General features: G+C 64.7%; 17 protein-coding genes and 1 pseudogene. 14 read left to right on the forward strand and 4 right to left on the reverse strand.

Going from position 1 to position 20509, the window contains the following annotated elements; translation table 11 throughout:
* Positions 1-20: 20 nt before the first annotated feature.
* Positions 21-1652 carry an amidohydrolase gene (locus AC0YKC_RS21865; RefSeq protein ID WP_488512511.1) on the reverse strand — a complete coding sequence of 544 codons (1632 nt, stop codon included), beginning with the start codon at positions 1650-1652 and terminating at the stop codon, positions 21-23.
* 291 nt (positions 1653-1943) lie between these two features.
* Between AC0YKC_RS21865 and AC0YKC_RS21870 the strand changes: the two genes are divergently transcribed.
* Genes AC0YKC_RS21870 through AC0YKC_RS21890 form a run of 5 tightly spaced genes read left to right on the forward strand, consistent with a single transcriptional unit; the run spans position 1944 to position 6849 of the window.
* Entirely contained in the window at positions 1944-3218 is a 1275-nt protein-coding gene (locus AC0YKC_RS21870) for a flavin-containing monooxygenase (RefSeq protein ID WP_488512512.1), read from the forward strand.
* A 34-nt stretch (positions 3219-3252) separates the two neighbouring features.
* On the forward strand, positions 3253-3669 hold the full coding sequence (locus AC0YKC_RS21875; RefSeq protein ID WP_320297141.1) for a RidA family protein: 417 nt from the start codon (positions 3253-3255) through the stop codon (positions 3667-3669).
* Between the two features lie 5 nt (positions 3670-3674).
* On the forward strand, positions 3675-4349 hold the full coding sequence (locus AC0YKC_RS21880) for a DUF1028 domain-containing protein (protein ID WP_488512513.1): 675 nt from the start codon (positions 3675-3677) through the stop codon (positions 4347-4349).
* A 23-nt stretch (positions 4350-4372) separates the two neighbouring features.
* Positions 4373-5863 (forward strand): aldehyde dehydrogenase, encoded by a 1491-nt coding sequence (locus AC0YKC_RS21885; protein ID WP_488512514.1) that lies wholly within the window; start codon positions 4373-4375, stop codon positions 5861-5863.
* 50 nt (positions 5864-5913) lie between these two features.
* Positions 5914-6849: a LysR family transcriptional regulator gene (locus tag AC0YKC_RS21890; RefSeq protein WP_320297138.1), complete on the forward strand. Its 936-nt coding sequence runs from the start codon at positions 5914-5916 to the stop codon at positions 6847-6849.
* A 6-nt stretch (positions 6850-6855) separates the two neighbouring features.
* On the opposite strand, the gene argE is transcribed toward AC0YKC_RS21890, so the two are convergent.
* Positions 6856-8013 carry an acetylornithine deacetylase gene (gene argE, locus AC0YKC_RS21895; RefSeq protein ID WP_488512515.1) on the reverse strand — a complete coding sequence of 386 codons (1158 nt, stop codon included), beginning with the start codon at positions 8011-8013 and terminating at the stop codon, positions 6856-6858.
* A gap of 270 nt (positions 8014-8283) precedes the next feature.
* On the opposite strand from argE, the gene AC0YKC_RS21900 reads away from it, so the two are divergent.
* The 6 genes from AC0YKC_RS21900 to AC0YKC_RS21925 all read left to right on the forward strand — a co-directional run bounded on the left by AC0YKC_RS21900 (position 8284) and on the right by AC0YKC_RS21925 (position 15431).
* A complete protein-coding gene (locus AC0YKC_RS21900) occupies positions 8284-10353 on the forward strand; it encodes an oxidoreductase (protein WP_488512516.1) in 2070 nt (689 codons plus the stop codon).
* Positions 10354-10647: 294 nt separating this feature from the next.
* Complete coding sequence (locus AC0YKC_RS21905; protein WP_488512517.1) at positions 10648-11688, forward strand: proline racemase family protein; 1041 nt, start codon at positions 10648-10650, stop codon at positions 11686-11688.
* 222 nt (positions 11689-11910) lie between these two features.
* Positions 11911-12903 carry a cell division protein FtsZ gene (gene ftsZ / locus AC0YKC_RS21910; protein WP_320297134.1) on the forward strand — a complete coding sequence of 331 codons (993 nt, stop codon included), beginning with the start codon at positions 11911-11913 and terminating at the stop codon, positions 12901-12903.
* Between the two features lie 222 nt (positions 12904-13125).
* Positions 13126-13413 (forward strand): YciI family protein, encoded by a 288-nt coding sequence (locus tag AC0YKC_RS21915; protein ID WP_488512518.1) that lies wholly within the window; start codon positions 13126-13128, stop codon positions 13411-13413.
* A gap of 16 nt (positions 13414-13429) precedes the next feature.
* On the forward strand, positions 13430-14491 hold the full coding sequence (locus AC0YKC_RS21920; RefSeq protein WP_488512519.1) for a maleylacetate reductase: 1062 nt from the start codon (positions 13430-13432) through the stop codon (positions 14489-14491).
* 31 nt (positions 14492-14522) lie between these two features.
* On the forward strand, positions 14523-15431 hold the full coding sequence (locus tag AC0YKC_RS21925) for an intradiol ring-cleavage dioxygenase (protein ID WP_488512520.1): 909 nt from the start codon (positions 14523-14525) through the stop codon (positions 15429-15431).
* A gap of 303 nt (positions 15432-15734) precedes the next feature.
* Here AC0YKC_RS21925 and AC0YKC_RS21930 read toward each other — a convergent pair whose 3' ends face one another.
* On the reverse strand, positions 15735-17231 hold the full coding sequence (locus AC0YKC_RS21930; protein ID WP_488512521.1) for an aldehyde dehydrogenase family protein: 1497 nt from the start codon (positions 17229-17231) through the stop codon (positions 15735-15737).
* Between the two features lie 327 nt (positions 17232-17558).
* On the opposite strand from AC0YKC_RS21930, the gene fghA reads away from it, so the two are divergent.
* From fghA to AC0YKC_RS21945, 3 genes are all read left to right on the forward strand, one after another.
* The gene (gene fghA / locus AC0YKC_RS21935; protein WP_488512522.1) at positions 17559-18392 is read left to right on the forward strand and encodes an S-formylglutathione hydrolase; all 834 of its coding nucleotides are present in this window, start codon (positions 17559-17561) and stop codon (positions 18390-18392) included.
* 163 nt (positions 18393-18555) lie between these two features.
* Positions 18556-19008 carry a DUF2231 domain-containing protein gene (locus AC0YKC_RS21940; protein WP_320297128.1) on the forward strand — a complete coding sequence of 151 codons (453 nt, stop codon included), beginning with the start codon at positions 18556-18558 and terminating at the stop codon, positions 19006-19008.
* Between the two features lie 40 nt (positions 19009-19048).
* Positions 19049-20341 (forward strand): PQQ-dependent sugar dehydrogenase, encoded by a 1293-nt coding sequence (locus tag AC0YKC_RS21945; RefSeq protein WP_488512603.1) that lies wholly within the window; start codon positions 19049-19051, stop codon positions 20339-20341.
* An 11-nt stretch (positions 20342-20352) separates the two neighbouring features.
* Here the strand turns inward: AC0YKC_RS21945 and AC0YKC_RS21950 are convergent.
* A pseudogene (locus AC0YKC_RS21950) lies at positions 20353-20490 on the reverse strand (LysR family transcriptional regulator); the annotation flags it as partial.
* Between the last annotated feature and the right edge of the window lie 19 nt (positions 20491-20509).

Consider the following 20509-nt stretch of genomic DNA (forward strand, 5'->3'; position numbering starts at 1 on the left):
CCAACCCCCAAGACGCGGTCTCAAGCCGCGGGCTCTTCCCAGACCGATCTGCCGCCGACGATCGTTTTCAGCACCTTGATATCCGCGATCTTGTCCGGCTCGACCCGCAGCGGATCATCCGAAAGGACGATGAAGTCGGCGAGTTTGCCCGCTGCCAAGCTGCCTTCATCGTTTTCCCGGTGGCCGGCAAAGGCTGCCCCCAGCGTATACGCTTGGAGCGCCTCTGCGACGGTGATCCTCTGCTTCGGGACCCAACCGTCTTTCGGCTGGTGATCCCGGCTCTGGCGCAGCACCGCATTGCGAATGCCGATGAGCGGATTGAGGTCGACGATGGGCCAATCGGTTCCGAACGCGACGGCGCCCGAGGCGTCGATGATGGAGCGAACCGGAAAGGCCCGGGGCAAGGATTTGGAGCCGACGCGCACCTCCCAAAGCCCTTCCATCCCGAGCCATTGGTCGCGCGGATAGATCATGGAGGGCTGGAAGCTCGCTATCGCACCTGTCTCGGCAAAACGCCCGATGTCGCGCGCGGTGGGTATTTCGCAATGTTCTACCCGCGGCCGGTGCTGCCGCGAGCGTTCGCCGTCCGCGGCATAGGCGTCGAGTGCCATTTCGATGGCTCCCGTGCCGATCGCGTGCGTCCAGACCTGAAAGCCTTCCTGCTGCGCGCGGCTGACGGCCGCGTTGTAGACGGCTGCTTTCCACAAACATGTTCCGGTCTCGCCCGGTTTGTCGGCATAGCCCTGAGGCATGAAGCCGGTGTGGGATTCCAGCACGCCGTCCAGGAAGAATTTGATAACACGCCCGTCGAGAAAGTCAGGGGCGAGGTCAGCCCTCCATCCGGATACGCGCGCAATCACCTCGTCGAGGTTCGACTCCGGATTTACAATGCTCGAAAGCGTGAACCGCAGGCTCAGCTCACCATTCGCGCATATCTCCGCCAGCAGGGGGACTGCTTCGTCATCCATCCCTGCGCTCTGGACCCGCGATAGTCCGAGACGGTTCGCTTCCTTGATGGCGGAGAGCAGCGCCGATCGCAGATCCGATTGCGAGGTTTGGGGGAGCAGCGCTTCAAACTTGGACCACGCTTTCTCCTTCAGCCAGCCGGTCGGCTCGCCCCTCGCATCCCTCACGATCTCGCCACCTTCGGGATCTGGCGTGTCTCGCGTGATGCCGGCAAGTTCCATAGCCTTGCTGTTCACCCAGGCGGCGTGCGCCATGCCGGAGCGGAAGAAAACGGGGCGATCGGCAACGACTTGATCGAGAAGCGATTTGTGGAAGCCGCCTTCGGGGAGATCGGGGTAGCCGTAACTGAATTCGCTGCCCACGATCCATGGGCGATCGGGATGGGCCTGCGAATGGGCCTTCAGCCGGGCAAGGACGTCGCCGAACGTCTTTGCCTCGCGCAACCGTACTTCATCGAGATATTTGCTTCCCCAGGCGAAATGGACATGGGAGTCGATGAAGGCGGGCATTGCGAACCGGCCTTGAAGATCGACGAATTCGGCATTCGCGGAGGCCTGCGCCCTCACGAATGACCAGGAGCCGACAGCCGCGATGCGTTCGCCGCGAACCAGCATCGCCTCGGCAACGGGGTTCGCCGCATCGACCGTGTATAGCGCGCCGTTTGCGTAAAGGGTCTCTCGCGCCATTTCACTCTCAGCGGTCGTCGCTCTAATCCGGGTGACGCAGGGAACCACCAAATCCAAGGCGCAAGAATTACTTTTTCCAGCACCCGTGCTTAGGGTCTGCCTAAGCTTTTCCCAATATCCGGAAGCGGTTTGCCGATCATGATCGCCGGAAACCCACGGCCCCGCTTCAGCGTTTAGGGATAAGCTAAGCACTGACACATGAAATCATAATTTTCGCTCCGCCGGCCCGTCACTAAAAGCAAACCGGACCTCCATCACAGCGGCGAAAGCCCTATCGAAAGAGACGTGGACATGTCGGTTGAGAAGGTAGACACGCTCGTCGTCGGCGGCGGCCAGGCCGGGGTGGCGATGAGCGAGCACCTGAGCAAATGCGGGGTGCCTCATCTCGTCCTCGAACGCGGCCGGATCGCCGAACGCTGGCGCTCGCAGCGTTGGGACTCCCTGGTTGCCAACGGTCCGGCCTGGCATGACCGGTTTCCAGGCATGGAGTTTCCCGTGACTGGCCCCGACGGCTTTCCTTCCAAGGAGGAGGTCGCCGACTATTTCGTCGCCTACGCAAAGCAGATCGACGCGCCGATCCGCTGCGGCGTCGAGGTCAAGCTCGTGCAAAGGAATGTCGGCCGTCCGGGATTCCGCGTCGAGACCTCGGATGGCGTGATCGAAGCCAACAGCATCGTTGCCGCGACCGGCCCTTTCCAGGTCCCCGTCATCCCGCCGGTTGTCCCAAAGGAAACCGGCATCCTGCAAATCCATTCCAGCGCCTACCGCAACCCGGCGCAGCTGCCGAAGGGCGCGGTGCTGGTGGTCGGGGCGGGATCCTCGGGCGTGCAGATTGCCGACGAGCTCCAGCGCGCGGGACGGCGCGTCTATCTCTCGGTCGGGCCGCATGACCGTCCGCCGCGCGCCTATCGCGGCCGCGACTTCTGCTGGTGGCTGGGCGTTCTCGGCAAATGGGACCTGGAGACCCCGGGACCCGGCACGGAGCATGTGACGATTGCGGTCAGTGGCGCGCGCGGCGGCGAAACGATCGATTTCCGCCGTCTGGCCGCGCAGGGGCTTACGCTGGTCGGCATGACGAAAACGTATCAGGACGGCGTCATGACCTTCGCGCCGGATCTCGCGAAGAACATTGCCCGCGGCGACGCCAGTCTGATGTCGCTGCTGGACGAGGCCGACGCCTATGTCGCCCGCAATGGTCTCGACCTTCCGGAAGAACCAGCTCTGCGCAAAATCGACCCGGATCCGGACTGCGTGACCAATCCGATCCGCGAGCTCAACCTGGCCGAGGCCGGGGTGGCGACGATCATCTGGGCGACGGGCTTCGCCGTCGATTACAGCTGGCTGAAGGTCGACGCTTTCGACGAGAAGGGCCGGCCAAGGCATCAGCGCGGCGTCTCGGTCGAGCCCGGGATCTATTTCCTCGGGCTGCCCTGGCAGTCACGCAGGGGCTCGAGCTTCATCTGGGGCGTCTGGCATGATGCCAAGCACGTGGCCGACCGCATTTCGACGCAGCGCAAATATCTGGCATACCACGCCGCCGCGACGCGCGAACCCGTGGACGCCTGACCAAAGCTGCGAGCCCGACCTCATGGAGACCAAGATGGCGCATACGAGAATTCGTAAATTCAACACCAAGGACACCTATCCCGAGCAGAAGCTCGACAATGATCTCTGCCAGGCGGTGGTCACGCGCGGCGGCCGGACCGTCTATCTGCGCGGGCAGTGTCCGCAGGACCTAGACACGGCTAAGAACATCGACAGTCATGATCCGGTCGAGCAGACCCACAAGGTCATGCAGAACATCAGGCAGCTCATCGAGGAGTGCGGCGGCACGATGGAGCATCTGGTGAAGGTGGTGGTCTACATCACCGACGTGCGCCATCGCGAAGCCGTCTACCGGACGATGGGCGAGTACATCAGGGGCGTCCACCCGGTTTCGACCGGCCTGGTCGTGTCGGCCCTGGCGCGGCCCGATTGGCTGGTCGAGATCGACGGCACCGCCGTCATTCCGGACTGAGCGCCATGACCTTCTCCATCGTCGCACGGTGCAGGCGCACAGGCATGTTCGGCGTGGCGGTGTCCTCGTCGTCTCCCGCGGTCGCGGCGCGTTGCGTCTATGCGCAGGCCGGCGTCGGCGCGGTTGCCAGCCAAAACGTCACCGACCCTACGCTCGGACCTCGGGCGCTGGAGTTGATGGCGCGCGGCGCCTCCGCCACAGAGGCCGTCGCGATCCTGAAGCGCACGGGCGCTTTTATCGAATACCGGCAGATACTGGCTGTCGACGCCGCGGGCGTCAGCGCGATCCACTCCGGGCCGAAGGCGCTCGGCATCTGGGCCGAGGCGCGCGGCGAGGACGTCGCCTGCGGCGGCAACCTGCTTTCGAATGACGGCGTCCCGCAGGCCATGGTCGACGCCTTTCTCGCTTCGGAAGGGCACCTTGGCGACCGGCTGATCGCCACGATGCGCGCCGCGCTCAAAGCCGGCGGCGAGGCCGGGCCTGTCCGCTCCGCCGGCATGAAGCTGGTGCGCGATGTGTCCTGGCCTGTCGCCGACCTGCGTTGCGACTGGACGGAAGCGTGTCCGATCGAGCAGCTGGCGGGGTTGTGGGATATCTACAAGCCCCAGCTCGATGCCTATGTTACCCGCGCCCTCAACCCGTCCGATGCGCCGAGCTACGGCGTGCCCGGTGACGAATAGTCCGACCCAGTCCTGGAGCCAGCATGAGCGAACTCAGCCATAAGGAGTGGGTCGGCAAGGCGTCCGCGATCCGTTTTCGCGACAAGGCCTTCATCGATGGCAAGCCGGTGCCGGCGCGCTCCGGCCGGACCTTTGCCAGCGTCAATCCGGCCACGGGGGCGACGCTCGCCGAGGTCGCCTCCTGCGGCGAAGAGGACATCGACCGTGCCGTTGCCGCGGCCCGGCGCAGCTTCGAGGCCGGCGTGTGGTCGCGAACGGCCCCCGCGCATCGCAAGCAGGTGCTGCTGCGGCTGTCGGAGCTGCTGCGCGAGAACTTGCCGGAGCTTGCGCTGCTGGAATCGCTGGACATGGGCAAGCTGGTCAAGGACGCGGCCACCATCGACGTGCCGGGCTCGGCGGCGATCTTCCAGTGGTACGCCGAGGCGATCGACAAGGTCTATGACGAGGTCGCGCCGACGGGCCAGGGAGACCTCGCTTTGGTGCGGCGCGAGCCGCTCGGCGTCGTGGGCGCCGTGGTGCCGTGGAATTTCCCGCTCGACATGGCGACATGGAAATGCGCGCCGGCGCTGGCCGCGGGCAATTCGGTGGTGCTGAAGCCGGCCGAGCAATCGCCCTTCTCTGCGCTCAGGCTGGCGGAGCTCGCCATGGAGGCGGGCCTGCCCGCCGGCGTGCTCAACGTGGTGCCCGGCCTCGGCGAGACCGCCGGCCAGGCGCTTGGCCGGCATATGGATGTCGATTGCCTCGCCTTCACCGGGTCGACTGCCGTCGGCAAGCTGTTCCTGCAATATTCCGGCCAGTCGAACATGAAACAGGTCTGGCTGGAGACTGGCGGCAAGAGCCCCAATCTGGTGTTCGCGGATTGCGGCGACCTGGACGCTGCGGCCGACATGGCCGCCTTCGGCATCTTCTTCAACCAGGGGCAGGTCTGCTCGGCCAATTCCCGGCTGCTGGTGGAGCGCGGCATCAAGGATGCGCTGGTCGAGAAACTGGCGGAGCGCGCGGCGGCGACGCAGCCCGGCGACCCTCTCGACCCGGCGTCGAGGATGGGGGCGATGGTGGATGCGCGGCACGCCGCGACCGTGATGCGATTCATCGATGGCGGCAGGAAATCGGCACGATTGGTGACCGGCGGCGGTCGAATCTCGGTCGACGGGCGCGGCAGCTTCGTGCAGCCCACCATCTTCGACAATGTTGCGCCGGAGGATCCGCTTGCCCGCGACGAGATATTCGGCCCGGTGCTATCGGTCATCGCCTTCGACAGCGAAGAGGAGGCGCTGCGGATTGCCAATGACAGCGTCTACGGGCTGGCGGCATCGCTATGGACCGACAGCCTGTCGCGGGCACACCGCATCGCGGAAAGACTGCGCGTCGGCACGGTTTCCGTGAACACCGTCGATGCGCTGAGCCCGATGACGCCCTTCGGCGGCTTCAAGCAGTCCGGCTTCGGGCGCGACCTGTCGCTGCACGCGCTCGACAAGTACACGGCGCTGAAGACCACCTGGATCAAGTACTGAGGAGCGGCCACGACTTGATTGCCGCAACCAAACGGGCATCATAGAGGCCCATGCCGCTCCGCTTCACACTCAGACAGCTCGAGTACTTCGTCGCCGTTGGCGAAGCGGGTTCGATTGCCAAGGCGGCCGAGCAGGTCAATGTCTCGCCGCCGTCGATCTCGGCCTCGATCGCCCAGCTCGAAGCGGAGTTCGGCGTCCAGCTCTTCGTGCGCAAGCACTCGCACGCGCTGGCGCTGACGGCGGGCGGACGCCTGTTCCTCAAGGAAGCCGCGCGGCTGCTCAACGATGCGGATGCGCTGCACGACATTGCCGGCGATATAGCCGAAAAGGTGCGCGGGCCGCTGGCGATCGGCTGCCTGCTGACATTCGCGCAGATCGTGCTGCCGGCGCTGCGCCGGAAATTCGAGGACGCCTATCCGGATGTGCGCGTCAGGCAGTTCGAGCGCAACCAGGGGCAGTTGTTCGAAATGCTGCAGCGTGGCGAAATAGACGCAGCACTCACCTACGACCTCGAACTGTCGCAGGACATGACGTTCGAGCCGCTGATGCAGCTGCCGGCCTATGTGATGCTGCCAGCCGCGCATCGCCTGGCGGGCAGGGCGGGGATTACGCCCGAGGAGCTGGTCGACGAGCCGATGGTGCTGCTCGATCTGCCTTATAGCCGCGAATATTTCCTGTCGGCTTTCCAACCCAAAGGGCTGCGGCCCAGGATCGCCGAGCGCACCGGCGACATCGCCGTGATGCGCACGATGGTCGCCAACGGCTTCGGCTACGGCATCGCCAACATGCGGCCGCTCAACACCATGTCGCCGGACGGCAAGCTGCTGGTCTTCGTGCCCTTGCTGGGTGACATCAGGCCGCTGATGATGGGAATTGCGCTGCCGAATGCCGAGCACCGCACGCTGACGGTTCAGGCCTTCATCGACCATTGCCGCCGCTTCGTCGTCGAGCAAGGCGTCTTCGGCACGGAACGCATCGTCAAGTGAGGAAGATCACGGCCAGCCGTCGGCGAGCCGTGACAGCAGTCTCTCCAGCATCTCGTCGCAGCGCCGCAATTGCTCGACGCTGACATATTCGTCCGGCTTGTGCCCCTGCGCCATCGAGCCTGGTCCGCAGACGACGGCAGGCGTGCCGAGATCGCGGCTGAACAATCCGCCTTCCGTGCCGAAAGCGACCTTCATCGTGTCGTTGGCGCCGGTCAGCGATTTGACGAAGGCGACGGCTTCCGAGCTGGCCGGCGTGTCGAGACCCGGATAGGTGTTGGTGATCTCGATGTCGATCGCGGCTTCGGGGGCGATCGAGGCGGCGTCGGCGGCAATGCGCGTCGCGGCACTGCGCAGCCTGTCGAGAATGCCGGCGGCATCGTCGGCGGCGACATTGCGGATCTCGAAATCGACCTGGCAGAGATTGGGCACGATGTTGAGCGCCACCCCGGCATTGATCTTGCCGACATGCACGGTCGTGTAGGGGATGTCGTAGTCGCCGTCGCGCGCGCCTTCGCGCGCCAGCCGATCCTGTTCGTCGCGCAGGGCGCGCACGAAATCGCAGCCGAGATGGATAGCGTTGAGCGCCAACGGGGCGAGCGCCGAATGGCCTTCGCGTCCCCTGCAGAGGGCGCGCGCCGCGAGCTTACCCTTGTGCCCGGTCGCCACTTGCATGTTGGTCGGCTCGCCGACGATGCACAGCAGCGGCCATTGGGGTGCTGCACTCAACATCTCGATCAGGTCGCGCACGCCGAGACAGCCGATTTCCTCGTCGTAGGAGAGCGCTAGATGCAAGGGCGTGCGAAGCGCCATTTTCGAGGCCTTGATGCAGGCAGCAAGGGCGCAGGCCACGAAACCCTTCATGTCCGCCGCGCCGCGCCCGAAAAGCCTGCCGTCGCGCTCGGTCATCGCGAATGGCGGCAGCGTCCAGTTCTGGCCGTCGACGGGAACGACGTCGGTATGGCCGGACAGCATGATGCCGGGCCTGTTGGCCGGGCCGATGGTGGCAAAGAGATTGGCCTTGTGGCCGTCGGCGCTGTGGATGAGCTGGCTGGCTATGCCGTTCGCTCCGAGAAGGTCGGCCGCATAGCCGATGAGGTCGAGGTTGGAGTCGCGGCTCACCGTCGGGAAGGCGATCAGCTTTTCGAGGATCCTGATGCTGTCCATGTTTCTTGTCCCGTTGCCACAGCCGGCTGTGTAGCACCGTGCCGCCGTCGCCCTGAAGTCGCATTTGGCTCAGCGCCGGTTCATCTGAGGCTAATCCATGCAAGGGCGATTAGGCGCGTCCTAATCCGCGCAGAAGAAATCCGTAGTTTTCCCGCGCCGGTGCCAACTTATGAGTAGTCTCCTTGTTGGAGCATGATCTTTTCCTAAAATCGGTTCCCACTTTTCGGGATCATGCTTTAGGCAGCGCCGAGCCGACAGGAAGGAAGCACCATGCGCGACCCACGCTACGACATTCTGTTCGAGCCGATGAAGATCGGACCGGTGACGGCCAAGAACCGCTTCTACCAGGTTCCTCATTGCAATGGCGGCGGTTATCGCGATCCGTCGGCCGCGGCCGAGATGCGCCGGATGAAGTCCGAAGGCGGATGGGGCGTCATCTTCACCGAGCAGACGGAGATGCACCACACCTCCGAGATCACGCCCTTCATCGAGCTGCGCCTGTGGGACGACGCCGATATCCCGGCGCTGGCCAAGATGGCCAAGGCCATGCACGAATATGGAGCGCTCGCCGGCATCCAGCTCGCCTATTCCGGCATCAACGGTCCCAACCTCTACACCAAGGAGGTCCCGCGCGGGCCGTCGGCGCTGCCGATCCGCACCTTCACCAACGATCCGGTGCAGGCGCGCGCCATGGACAGAGACGATATCCGCGACCTGCGCCGCTGGCACCGCAATGCCTTCAAGCGCGCGAAGCAGGCGGGTTTCGACCTGGTGTGCCTCTACGGCGCGCACGGCTTCGGCATCATCCAGCATTTCCTGTCCACCGCCACCAACCAGCGCAGCGACGAATATGGCGGCTCGCTGGAGAACCGCTCGCGGCTGATGCGCGAGCTGATCGAGGAAGGACGCGACGCGATCGGCGACACCTGCGGCCTGACGCTCAGGCTGTCGCTGGACGAGATGATCGGCGAGCTTGGCTTCGCCAATTCGGAAGTCCGCGACATGATCGAGATGCATGCCGAGCTGCCCGATCTATGGGACCTCGCGCACGGCGCCTGGGAGGATTGCTCGGGGCCGTCGCGGTTCAAGGAAGAGGCGGCGCAGGAGAGCCTGGTCTCCGGCATCAAGAAGCTGACCTCGAAGCCGGTCGTCGGCGTCGGCCGTTTCACCTCGCCGGACGTGATGGTGAGGATGATCAAATCGGGCACGCTCGATTTCATCGGCTGCGCCCGCCCGTCGATCGCCGATCCCTTCCTGCCGAAAAAGGTCGAGGAGGGACGTATCGAGGACATCCGCGAATGCATCGGCTGCAACATCTGCATCACCGGCGACATGACGATGTCGATCTCGCGCTGCACGCAGAACCCGACCTTCATGGAGGAATGGCGCAAGGGCTGGCATCCGGAGCGCATGCAGGCCAAGGGCGACAGCGACAGCGTTCTGATCGTCGGCGCCGGGCCCGCCGGACTTGAGGCCGCCCGCGCGCTCGGCCTGCGCGGCTACCAGGTGGCCATTGCGGAAGCGGGCACCGAGCTTGGCGGCCGCGTGGCACGCGAGTGCCTGCTGCCGGGTCTCTCGGCCTGGGGCCGAGTGCGCGATTATAGGCAGTATCAGCTCAGCCAGATGCCCAATGTCGAGATCTACTTCGAAAGCCGGCTGTCGGCGGACGACATCCTGTCCTTCGGCTTCCAGAATGTCGCCATCGCCACCGGATCGACCTGGCGGCGCGACGGCGTCGCGCGCGCCCATATCGTGCCGATGCCGATCGACGCCGCGATGCCGGTCTACACGCCCGACGATCTGATGGACGGCAAGGTGCCGGGCGGCAATGTCGTGCTGTTCGACGACGACCACTACTACATGGGCGGTGTGCTGGCCGAGCTGATGGCGCGCCGGGGCGCGAAGGTGACCCTGGTGACACCTTCGGCCTATGTCTCGGACTGGACCCGCAATACGCTGGAGCAGGGGGCCATCCACCGTCGCCTGGCGGAGCTCGGAGTTGACATCGTGCTGAACAGGACCGTCACGAGCGTCGTTTCGGGCGGTGTCGCGACGGCTTGCGTCTACACCGGCGCGAAACAGGACATGGCCGCCGATGCCGTCGTCCTGGTCACGTCGCGCAATCAGGAGGACGACGTCTGGCGCGCACTGAAGGCCCGGGAAAACGAATGGGCCAACAATGGCATCCGTTCGGTCAAGGTCATCGGCGATGCGCAAGCGCCAGGGCCGATCGCCTGGGCCACCTATGCCGGCCATCGCTTCGCCCGCGAGCTGGACGAAGCCGATATCGGCGACGCGCTGCCTTTCCGGCGTGAGGTGACGGCGCTGGCGGACGGATAGCGCCGACACGGGAGCGCTCTATGGCGGCGTCAAGGGACCGCCGGCCGATATCACGGGTGGTCTCTCAGCCTTGCGCGCCGAGGTGGCCCGGTCGCCGCAGAGGACCGGCGTTCACGGCGCAAGGTCCCGCCACTTCCGAAGGGTTTTCCGCCATTTCGTCATGCGCCGGCAAGCAGCCGGAAAAACATTGGCGGTCATTCTCGGATTCTCCTTGAGGCTGGCGCGCAGATTGATCAGTTTGTCCGGAACGCTACCGCTTGCGATGCGGATAGTCGCGATCGACAGGGAGAAACAATGCGCACGAAAACCAGCATCCGCGTCGTCGGCTGCCATGCCGAGGGCGAGATCGGCGATGTCATCGTGGGCGGCGTGCTGCCGCCCGCGGGCCGCACGATGATGGAAAAGATGATCACGATGGAACGCGACCACGACCATATCAGGCGCATGCTGATCTGCGAGCCGCGCGGCAGCGTTGCCCGGCATGTCAATCTCCTGGTGCCCTCGACGCGCGAGGATTGTGCCGCGGGCGCCATCATCATGGAGCCGACCGAATATCCGCCGATGTCCGGCTCCAACACGATCTGCGTCGCCACGGTGTTGCTCGAGACCGGCATGGTGCCGATGCAGGAGCCGGAGACGCGCTTCAAGCTGGACATGCCGGGCGGCGTCATCGAGGTGCGCGCTGAATGCAGCGACGGCAAATGCCTGTCGATCACGCTGCGCAATGCCCCCGCCTTCGCCGAGCGCCTCGATGCCAGTATCGAGGTGGAAGGGCTGGGCACGATCAAGGTCGATATCGCCTATGGCGGCATGTTCTACGCGATCGTCGATGCGCCCGCGCTCGGCTTCTCGGTCACGCCCGACGAGGCCCGCGAGCTGGCCGTGGCCGGCGAGAAGGTCCGCCGCGCGGCGCGCGAGCAGCTCGATGTCGTGCATCCGCAGTTCGACAATGTGCGCGGCGTGTCGATCGTGCAGTTCGCCATGCCGTTCCAGGGGCCGGGCAAGGTCACGCGCAACACCTGCATCGTCTCGCCGGGGCGCTCGGACCGCAGCCCGACGGGAACCGGCACCTCGGCCCGCATGGCGGTGCTACAGGCGCGGGGCCAGATGAAGGAAGGCGAGGTGCTGATCCACGAATCGATCATCGGCTCGCGCTTCACCGGCAAGATCCTCGAACTCACCGAAGTCGCTGGGCGCAAGGCGATCGTGCCCCAGATAACGGGCAGGGCCTGGATCACGGGCGAGCACCATTATTATCTCGATCCGACGGATCCCTATCCGCAAGGCTACGTGCTGTCGGACACCTGGGGCACCTCGACTTCGGTGACGCAATAGATTTCCTGCAACGACGTCGGCTCGACTCAGTCGAGCGCCTAGGCGCTTTCCAGCGCTTGGAAGGGGCGTTTGCGCTTGCAGAATGTCAGCGGACCTTGCAGGGAGGCCCCCGCTCTGATTCCCTGCGGTTGGTGGGGATCACCTGATTCGTGTGCTCGTTGCTCCGGTTTCCGCATAGTCGCGCGGCGGAGCAGCGGGTGCTTTCGCTAGAAAGATGAAAAAATGACCGCCAAGCCGGAAATCCTGGAGATGAGACCCAAGATCACCGTTGTCGGGGTCGGCGGCGCCGGCGGCAACGCCGTCAACAATATGATCGCCGAGGGACTGCAGGGCGTCGAGTTCGTCGTCGCCAACACCGACGCCCAGGCGCTCACCATGTCGAAGTCGTCGCGGCTGATCCAGCTTGGCGCGCATGTGACCGAGGGCCTGGGCGCCGGGTCCTTGCCCCAGGTCGGAAGTGCTGCCGCGGAAGAATCCATCGACGAGATCATGGATCATCTGGCGGGAACGCATATGTGCTTCATCACCGCGGGCATGGGCGGCGGCACCGGGACGGGTGCGGCGCCCGTGATCGCGCGTGCGGCGCGCGATGCGGGAATCTTGACGGTGGCCGTCGTCACCAAGCCTTTCATGTTCGAAGGCAAGCGTAGGACTCAAGCCGCCGAGGAAGGCATCGAACGTCTGCGCGAGAGCGCCGACACCGTGATCGTCATCCCGAACCAGAACCTGTTCAGGGTCGCCGATGCCAGGACCACCTTCGCCGACGCCTTCGCCATGGCGGACCGCGTTCTCTATGCGGGTGTCGGCTGCATTACGGACCTCATCGTCAAGGAAGGCCTGATCAATCTCGATTTCGCCGACGTGAAGTCGGTGATGCGGGATATGGGCCGAGCGATGATGGGAACCGGCGAGGCCTCCGGGGAGGGGCGCGCCAAGATCGCGGCCGAGGCGGCGATCGCCAACCCGCTCCTCGATGAAGCCTCCATGTCCGGCGCCAGGGGACTGCTCGTGTCGATCTGCGGCGGCATGGACATGACGCTGTTCGAGGTCGACGAAGCCGCGACGCGGATAAGGGAGGAAGTCGACGCCGATGCCGACATCATCGTCGGCGCCATCTTCGACCAGGCCCTGGCGGGAAAGTTCCGCGTGTCCGTCGTCGCGACCGGCCTGCGCAAGAGCGCGGAGATCGCCCAGTTCGAGCAGCGGATCGCCTGAGACCACGGCGACCTCGCGGCCGCGCTTGTCCCCCGACGGCACGACGCAATTGGCCGATATCCATTTCCGGCGGCGAACAATTCGGGGACCGCATCGGCCGGCATCTGTCCATTTTGGACCAATTCAGCGGCCTGTTCGACAGGCACCGGTTTAAGTTCCGGCAGGGAGGAGTAGAACTTAGCGACGATCGATGAAGCGTCGCGCCTGCCCGGGAGAACTATCTTGCTCTTTGCCGTCCACTGTCTCGACCATGCCGATGCGCTTCAGCGCCGGCTCACCAATTACGATGCCCACAAGGCCTATCTTGCCGCCGGCTCGGTCGCGACCGTGATCTCCGGGCCGCTGGTCGCGGCGGACGGCGCAACCATGATCGGCTCGCTCTTCGTCTTTTCCGCTGAGAGCATCGAGGATGTGAAGGCATTCAACGCCGGCGACCCATTCAATGCCGCCAATGTCTGGCAGAGCGTCAGCATTAATCCCTTCCTGATGCGCGTCGACAATCGCGGCTGACGGAAGGAGGGCTCAAGTGAAAAGCTTTGTCTATAACGGCCAGCCGGCACGCGTCGTCTTCGGATCGGGTACGATCGCAAGGCTGCCGCAGGAGATCGACCGTCTGGGGTTGAAACGCGTGCTCGTGCTGGCGACGCCGCCGCAGGAGGCCAACGCCCGGCGTCTTGCCGGATCGCTCGGCGGTGCGGCGGCCGGAGTCTATGCCGGGGCCACGATGCACACGCCCGTGTCGGTGACCGAGGACGCGCTGCGGGTCGTGGCGGAACTCAAGGCCGACGGGCTGGTTGCGGTGGGCGGCGGCTCCACGACGGGCCTCGCCAAGGCGATCGCCTTGCGCACCGACCTGCCGCAGATCGTGATGCCGACGACCTATGCCGGCTCGGAAATGACGCCGATCCTCGGCGAGACGAAGGACGGCGTGAAAGTCACCCAATCGAGCCCGAGGGTGCTGCCGGAAGTGGTCATCTACGACGTCGACCTGACGATGACGCTTCCCGCTTCCTTGTCGGGAACCAGCGGCATGAACGCCATCGCCCATGCCGTCGAGGCGCTCTATGCGAGGGAAAGCAATCCGGTGATAGATCTGATGGCGACCGAGGCCATTGGCGCACTGGTGAGCGCCTTGCCGGTCATCGCCGAGAAGCCGCATGACCGCGATGCGCGCTCCAAGGCGCTCTATGGCGCCTGGCTCTGCGGCATCTGCCTCGGCTCGGTCGGTATGGCGCTGCATCACAAGCTTTGCCATACGCTGGGCGGCAGTTTCGATCTGCCGCATGCGGAGACCCACACGATCGTGCTGCCGCATGCGCTGGCCTACAATGCGCCTGCCGTTCCGGCCGTCATGCAAACCTTGCGGGCGGTGCTGAAGACGGACGATCCCGCGATGGCTCTCTACGATCTCGCGGGCAGGATCGGCGCCAGGCGCGCGCTCTCCGAGATAGGCATGCCGGCCGACGGGATCGACATAGCGACGGACCGCGCGCTGGCCAATCCCTACTGGAACCCGCGGGCGCTGGAGCGAGAACCGATCCGCGCTCTTATCGCGCGCGCCTATGCCGGCGAGCGGCCGCGGGCCTGAGAAGCTGAATGTCCCTGGAGGAGTTATCGCCATGACAGGCATCGCGGACGCCGCTCGACCGAAATATCCCTATTTCGAGGAAGAGACCTCGGTCGACGTGGTCAACGCGCGCATGGGACCGGATGTCGACCCGCGCCTGAAGGAGGTCATGGGTGTGCTGGTCAAACATCTGCATGCCGCCGTCAAGGAGATCGAGCCGACGCATGAGGAGTGGCTGCAAGGCATCAAGTTCCTCACCGATGTCGGCAAGATGTGCTCCGACTGGCGGCAGGAGTTCATCCTTCTCTCCGACACGCTCGGCGTTTCCATGCTCGTCGACGCGATCAATCACCGCCGCCCGAACGGCGCTACGGAAAACACCATCCTCGGGCCGTTCTATGTGCCCGAGGCGCCGCGCTACGAGCACGGCGCGAACATCTGCCTCGACGGCAAGGGCGAGCCGATGGTGGTGCGTGGGCGCGTGCTCGACACGCAAGGCAAGCCGATCGCCGGCGCGCTGATCGACGTCTGGCAGACCAATGACGACGGCTTCTACGATGTCCAGCAGAAGGACGTGCAGCCCGGCTGGAACCTGCGCGGCGTCTTCACCACCGACGAGAAGGGCGAATACTGGTACCGTTCGGTCAAGCCACGCTACTACCCGATCCCCGACGACGGACCCGTCGGAAAGATGCTCGCCGCGCTCGGGCGTCATCCGAACCGCGCGGCGCATGTGCACTACATCGTCAGCGCGCCGGGCTATGACCCGGTCATCACCCACATTTTCGCGCCCGACTGCCGCTACCTCGCCGAGGACGCCGTCTTCGGGGTCAAGGATTCACTGATCGCCGATTTCATCAAAGTCACCGACCGGGAAAAGGCGAGCGAGCTCGGTCTCGAAGCGCCGTTCTGGTCCGTCGAATGGGATTTCGTCCTGGCTCCCAAGACAGCGGGGACTTGAAGCTGGCCAGTTTCGTCCAAATTGGACAAAAGCTGCCGCGGGCCACCTGATCGGCGTATCCTTCCTCCCGGGAAGGAGAGTGTGCGGATGAACGATCACGAGTTCCTGCGCGTCTATGATTTCGTGGATCGCCTGCGCCGGCCTTTCCTCGGCGTCACTGCGATTTGCAGGCCGTCCTCATCTGAATATCGGCATACCCCGTAAAGCACATCGCGCTGAAACGGATTCAGGCGACGCGCTTTAGGTCCTTTGTTTGATGCATGTCGTTGCCGCAAAACCGAGGTCACTTTTGCGCGACATGCATTAGTCGGTCTGGATCCAGACCGCCTTCGTTTCCAGATATTCGTGCAGATGCTCGACGCCGCCTTCGCGGCCATAGCCGGACATCTTCATGCCGCCGAACGGCACGGCCGGGTCGATGGCGTGGTACATGTTGACCCAGACCGAGCCGGCCTTGACGCGGCGCGCGAGCTTGTGCGCGGTGCCGAGATTGGTGGTGAAGATACCAGCCGCCAGACCATAAGGCGTCGCATTGGCGCGCGCGACGGCTTCATCCAGCGTGTCGAAGGGCATCGCCGAGATGACCGGTCCGAAGATCTCTTCGCGCGCGATGGTCATCTTGTCCGACACCGCGCCGAAGACGGTCGGCGCGATGAAGTTGCCGCCGTCATAGAGCTCGCCCTTCAGCCGCGAGCCGCCGGCGACCAGCCGGGCGCCTTCGTCGCTGCCCGCCTTGATGTAGCCTTCGACCTTGCCGGCCTGCCTCGCATTGATAAGCGGCCCGATTTCCGTCTCCGCCTCGATGCCGTGGCCGATGCGCAGCTTGCCGGCGAACTCGGCGACCCGGCGCACGAACTCGTCATGGATCTCGCGCGCTACGAACAGGCGCGATCCGGCGATGCAGATCTGGCCTGAATGTACGAACACCGCCATCGCCGCGACCGGCACGGCCTTGTCGATATCGGCATCGCGGCACACGATGATCGGCGACTTGCCGCCAAGCTCCAGCGAAACGCGCTTCAGGTTGGTGACGCCGGCGCGGGCGATGGCCTGGCCGGTCAAGGTCGAGCCGGTGAAGACGATCTTGTTGACATCGGGATGCTCGGCGAGCCGCGCGCCGGCCTCGGCGCCGGTTCCGGTGACGATGTTGACGACGCCGTCGGGCACGCCGGCCTCCTGCATCAGCTTGGCGATCAAAAGCGGCGTCAACGATGCGTCTTCCGACGGCTTGAGCACGATGGTGCAGCCGGTGGCCAGGGACGGCGCGATCTTCCAGATCGAGGCTGCGGTGGGCGCATTCCAGGGGATGATCGCGCCGACGACGCCGACCGGTTCGCGACGGGTGAAGGTGACGATCTCGCCGGGCATGGAATTGTCGATCGCCTCGCCATGCAGCGCGGTCGCCATGCCGCCATAGAAGCGCAGCATGCCGATGACGCGGCGCCGGTTGGCCAGCGTGCGGGTGATCGGCAGGCCCATGTCGAGCGTGTCGGAGACGCTGAGCTCTTCCCAATGCTTCTCGAACAGGTCGGCGATCCTGAACAGCACGCATTGCCGCTCGTAGGGCGAGAATTTCGACCAAGGCCCCTCGAAGGCCGCGCGCGCCGCGGCCACCGCCGCGTCGATATCGGCGGCCGAACCACGCGGCACGGTCGCCAGCACTTCGCCCGTCGCCGGGTTCAGCGCCTGCATCACCTCACCGGACTGCGCCGCGACCCACTTGCCGGCGATGAACATCGGTCGGAATTCGCCATGGTAGAGGGTGGTGGCCTTCGCCCTCGGGTCGAAGTTCAGCGTCATCGTCTCCTCCTCACGAATTCCGACGCGACTATTACTCCCGCCGAGGGCGACCTCAAACAAGGAAAGCTAAAAGGGCGTCCTACATCCGGATGATGCAGCGCGATTGGGGAGGGCGCGGACGGGATCTGGGTATCCAATCATGGCGGCCGGTAGCTCGACGGCGCGGTATCGAGCGTCGATGCGACCGGCCCGGACTTGATCGCTCCGGCGGGCTAACCGGACGCAAGCCTCATCGCGCCGTCCATCCGGTTTGCCGAGGCGGCAGGTTGCGCCGATCGTGCCCGGCGGTTATGCCGGGTCAGGATTTCCTGACGAGAGGCAGAGTTGATGAAGGTCGTTTCCACCTCCAAATCGCATGGCGGCGTCCAGGGCGTTTACTCGCACACCTCCGACGTCTGCGCCTGCGACATGACCTTCGCCGTCTTCGTGCCGCCGCAGGCCAAGGACGGGCCGCTTCCGGTCCTGTGGTACCTGTCGGGCCTCACCTGCACGCATGCAAACGTCATGGACAAGGGCGAGTACCGGCGGCTGGCATCCGAGCTCGGGCTCGTCATCGTGTGCTCCGACACCAGCCCGCGTGGCGCCGACGTTCCCGACGAGAAGGACAATTGGCAGTTCGGCTGCGGCGCCGGCTTCTACCTCGATGCGACGCGGGAGCCCTACGCGAAGAATTACCGCATGTATTCCTACATCACCGAGGAATTGCCGGCGCTCGTTGCCGCCAATTTTCCGGTCGACATGTCGCGCCAGGCCATCTTCGGCCATTCGATGGGTGGACATGGCGCCCTGACCATCGCGCTGAAGAATCCGCAACGCTACCGGAGCTGCTCGGCTTTCGCGCCGATCGTGCAGCCGTCGACGGCCAACTGGTCGCGGCCTGCTTTCGAAAGATATCTCGGATCGGACGAAAAGAGCTGGCGCGCCTATGATGCGACGCTGCTGATCGAGGATGGGAAGCGCTTTCCGGAATTCTTCGTCGACCAGGGCGCGGCGGACGGCTTCCTGCAGGAGGGTCTTCGGCCATGGCTGCTCGAAGAGGCCTGCAAGAAAGCAGGGATCGATCTGACCTTGCACATGCAGGAGGGCTACGACCACTCCTATAATTTCATCTCGACCTTCATGGACGATCACCTGAAATGGCATGCCGGCCGGCTTGGGTGATTGTCGTCCGCAAAATGTTCGCCCGGCCACCTCACGGCCTATTCCGCGCCCGCCATGGCTGACAATCGGGCGTTCACCTTCTGGTGAGCGCGCGAATTTTCGCCGGAACATTCGCCTTTTCGCGCTGTTGAGTTTCGACCGCAGCGCGGAAAGGAGCGTTCGCATGGACAATCCGCGATCCACGGCAAGCATAGCCGGCCATCCCATACACCCGATGCTCGTCACCATCCCGATTGCCTGTTTCGTCGGAACGTTGCTCACCGATATCGCCTACTGGCGGACAGCTGAAATGACCTGGGCCAATTTCTCGGCCTGGCTCCTGACCGTGGGTGTCATCGTCGGTATCCTGGCCGCCATCGCCGGGCTTACGGACTTTCTTGGGGGCCGCAAGATACGTGCTCAGCCGACGGCATGGCTGCACATGGCCGGCAACGTCGTCGTGCTTGTCCTTTCCTTCTTCAACATGCTGATCCACACGCGCGACGCATGGACATCCGTCGTGCCGACCGGGCTGATCCTGTCGGCGCTGGTGGTCGTGATCCTGATCTTCACAGGCTGGCTCGGCTGGGCGCTGGTCTATCGCCATCATGTAGGAGTGGCCGATGAGACGGTTTGACAGCGCGATCAAATGGACGACCGCGGCGCTTTGCTGCGTGATGGCCCTGGGCGTTGCCGGCTGCAGCGACGACAACACCGATCCGAATGCCCAGATCGGCCCGAATCCGAAGCTGCCGGAGATAAACCAGTACCTGTTCCCGCCGATGCATCTGGCCTCGGTGGTCGGCTGGAAAAACGACGAAAAGCCGACCGTCGCGCAAGGCCTGCATATCGAGGCCTTGGCCAAGGGGCTTCAGCATCCGCGCTCCCTTTACGTGCTGCCCAACGGCGACATTCTGGTGGTGGAATCCAAGGCGCCTCCCGAGGCCTCGGCCAAGCGTCCGAAGGATATCGTCATGGGCTGGGTCGAAGGCTGGGTCACCTCCGGCGGGGACACCGGGCCTAGCAACCGCATTACGCTCCTGCGCGACACCAACGGCGACGGCGAGCCAGATTACCAGGGCGTGTTCCTCGACCATCTCACCTCGCCCTTCGGCGTGGCGCTGGTCGGCAACGACCTTTATGTCGCCAACACGGACGCGATCGTGCGCTATCCCTACCAGCCGGGCGACACCAAGATCACGGCGCCCGGCAAGGTGCTGACGGAACTGCCCGGCGGGCCGATCGATCACCACTGGACCAAGAGCCTGGTCGCGAGCCCTGACGGTTCGCTGCTCTATGTTGGCGTCGGTTCGAACAGCAACATCACCGAGAACGGCATCCAGGCCGAGAAGGACCGCGCCGCGATCTGGGAGGTGGACCGCGCCACCGGCCGCTCGCGCATTTTCGCCAGCGGGTTGCGCAATCCAAACGGCCTCTCCTTCGAGCCTCAAAGCAAGGCGCTTTGGACCGTGGTCAATGAGCGCGACGAGCTCGGGCCGAACCTCGTGCCGGATTATATGACCTCGGTGAAGGACGGCGCCTTCTATGGCTGGCCCTACAGCTATTACGGCCAGCATGTCGATCCGCGCGTCATGCCGCAGCGGCCGGACATGGTAGCCAAGGCCATCCCGCCGGACTACGCGCTGAGCTCGCATGTCGCGCCGCTCGGGCTTGCCTTCTACACCGCGAGCAACCTGCCGCAATCCTATCGCGGCGGCGCTTTTGTGGGCGAGCATGGCAGTTGGGACCGCTCCCGCTTCAACGGTTACAAGGTGGTCTTTGTGCCTTTCAGCGGCGGGCATCCAAACGGCATGGCGCAAGACGTCGTGACCGGCTTCCTCAACGACAAGGGCGAGGCGAGAGGCCGTCCGGTCGGCGTTGCCGTCGACAAATCCGGCGCGCTGCTGATTGCCGACGATGTCGGCAACACGGTGTGGCGGGTGACCGCAGCGGCGCCCGGATCCACGTAAAAGCCAGGCTCAATGTCGAGGAAGGCGCGCACCAGCTTGCCGCCGCTGCGTTCGCGCAGGCAGATCTGCGCTTCGTCCATCAGCGTCTCCGGCGCGTCGATCGCAATCGGCACCAGCCGCGAGTCGTGGCCGAACTCGGCCGCCGAGACGGTCGCGCATTTCGTGCTG

The sequence above is a fragment of the Mesorhizobium sp. CNPSo 4661 genome, assembly GCF_057784215.1.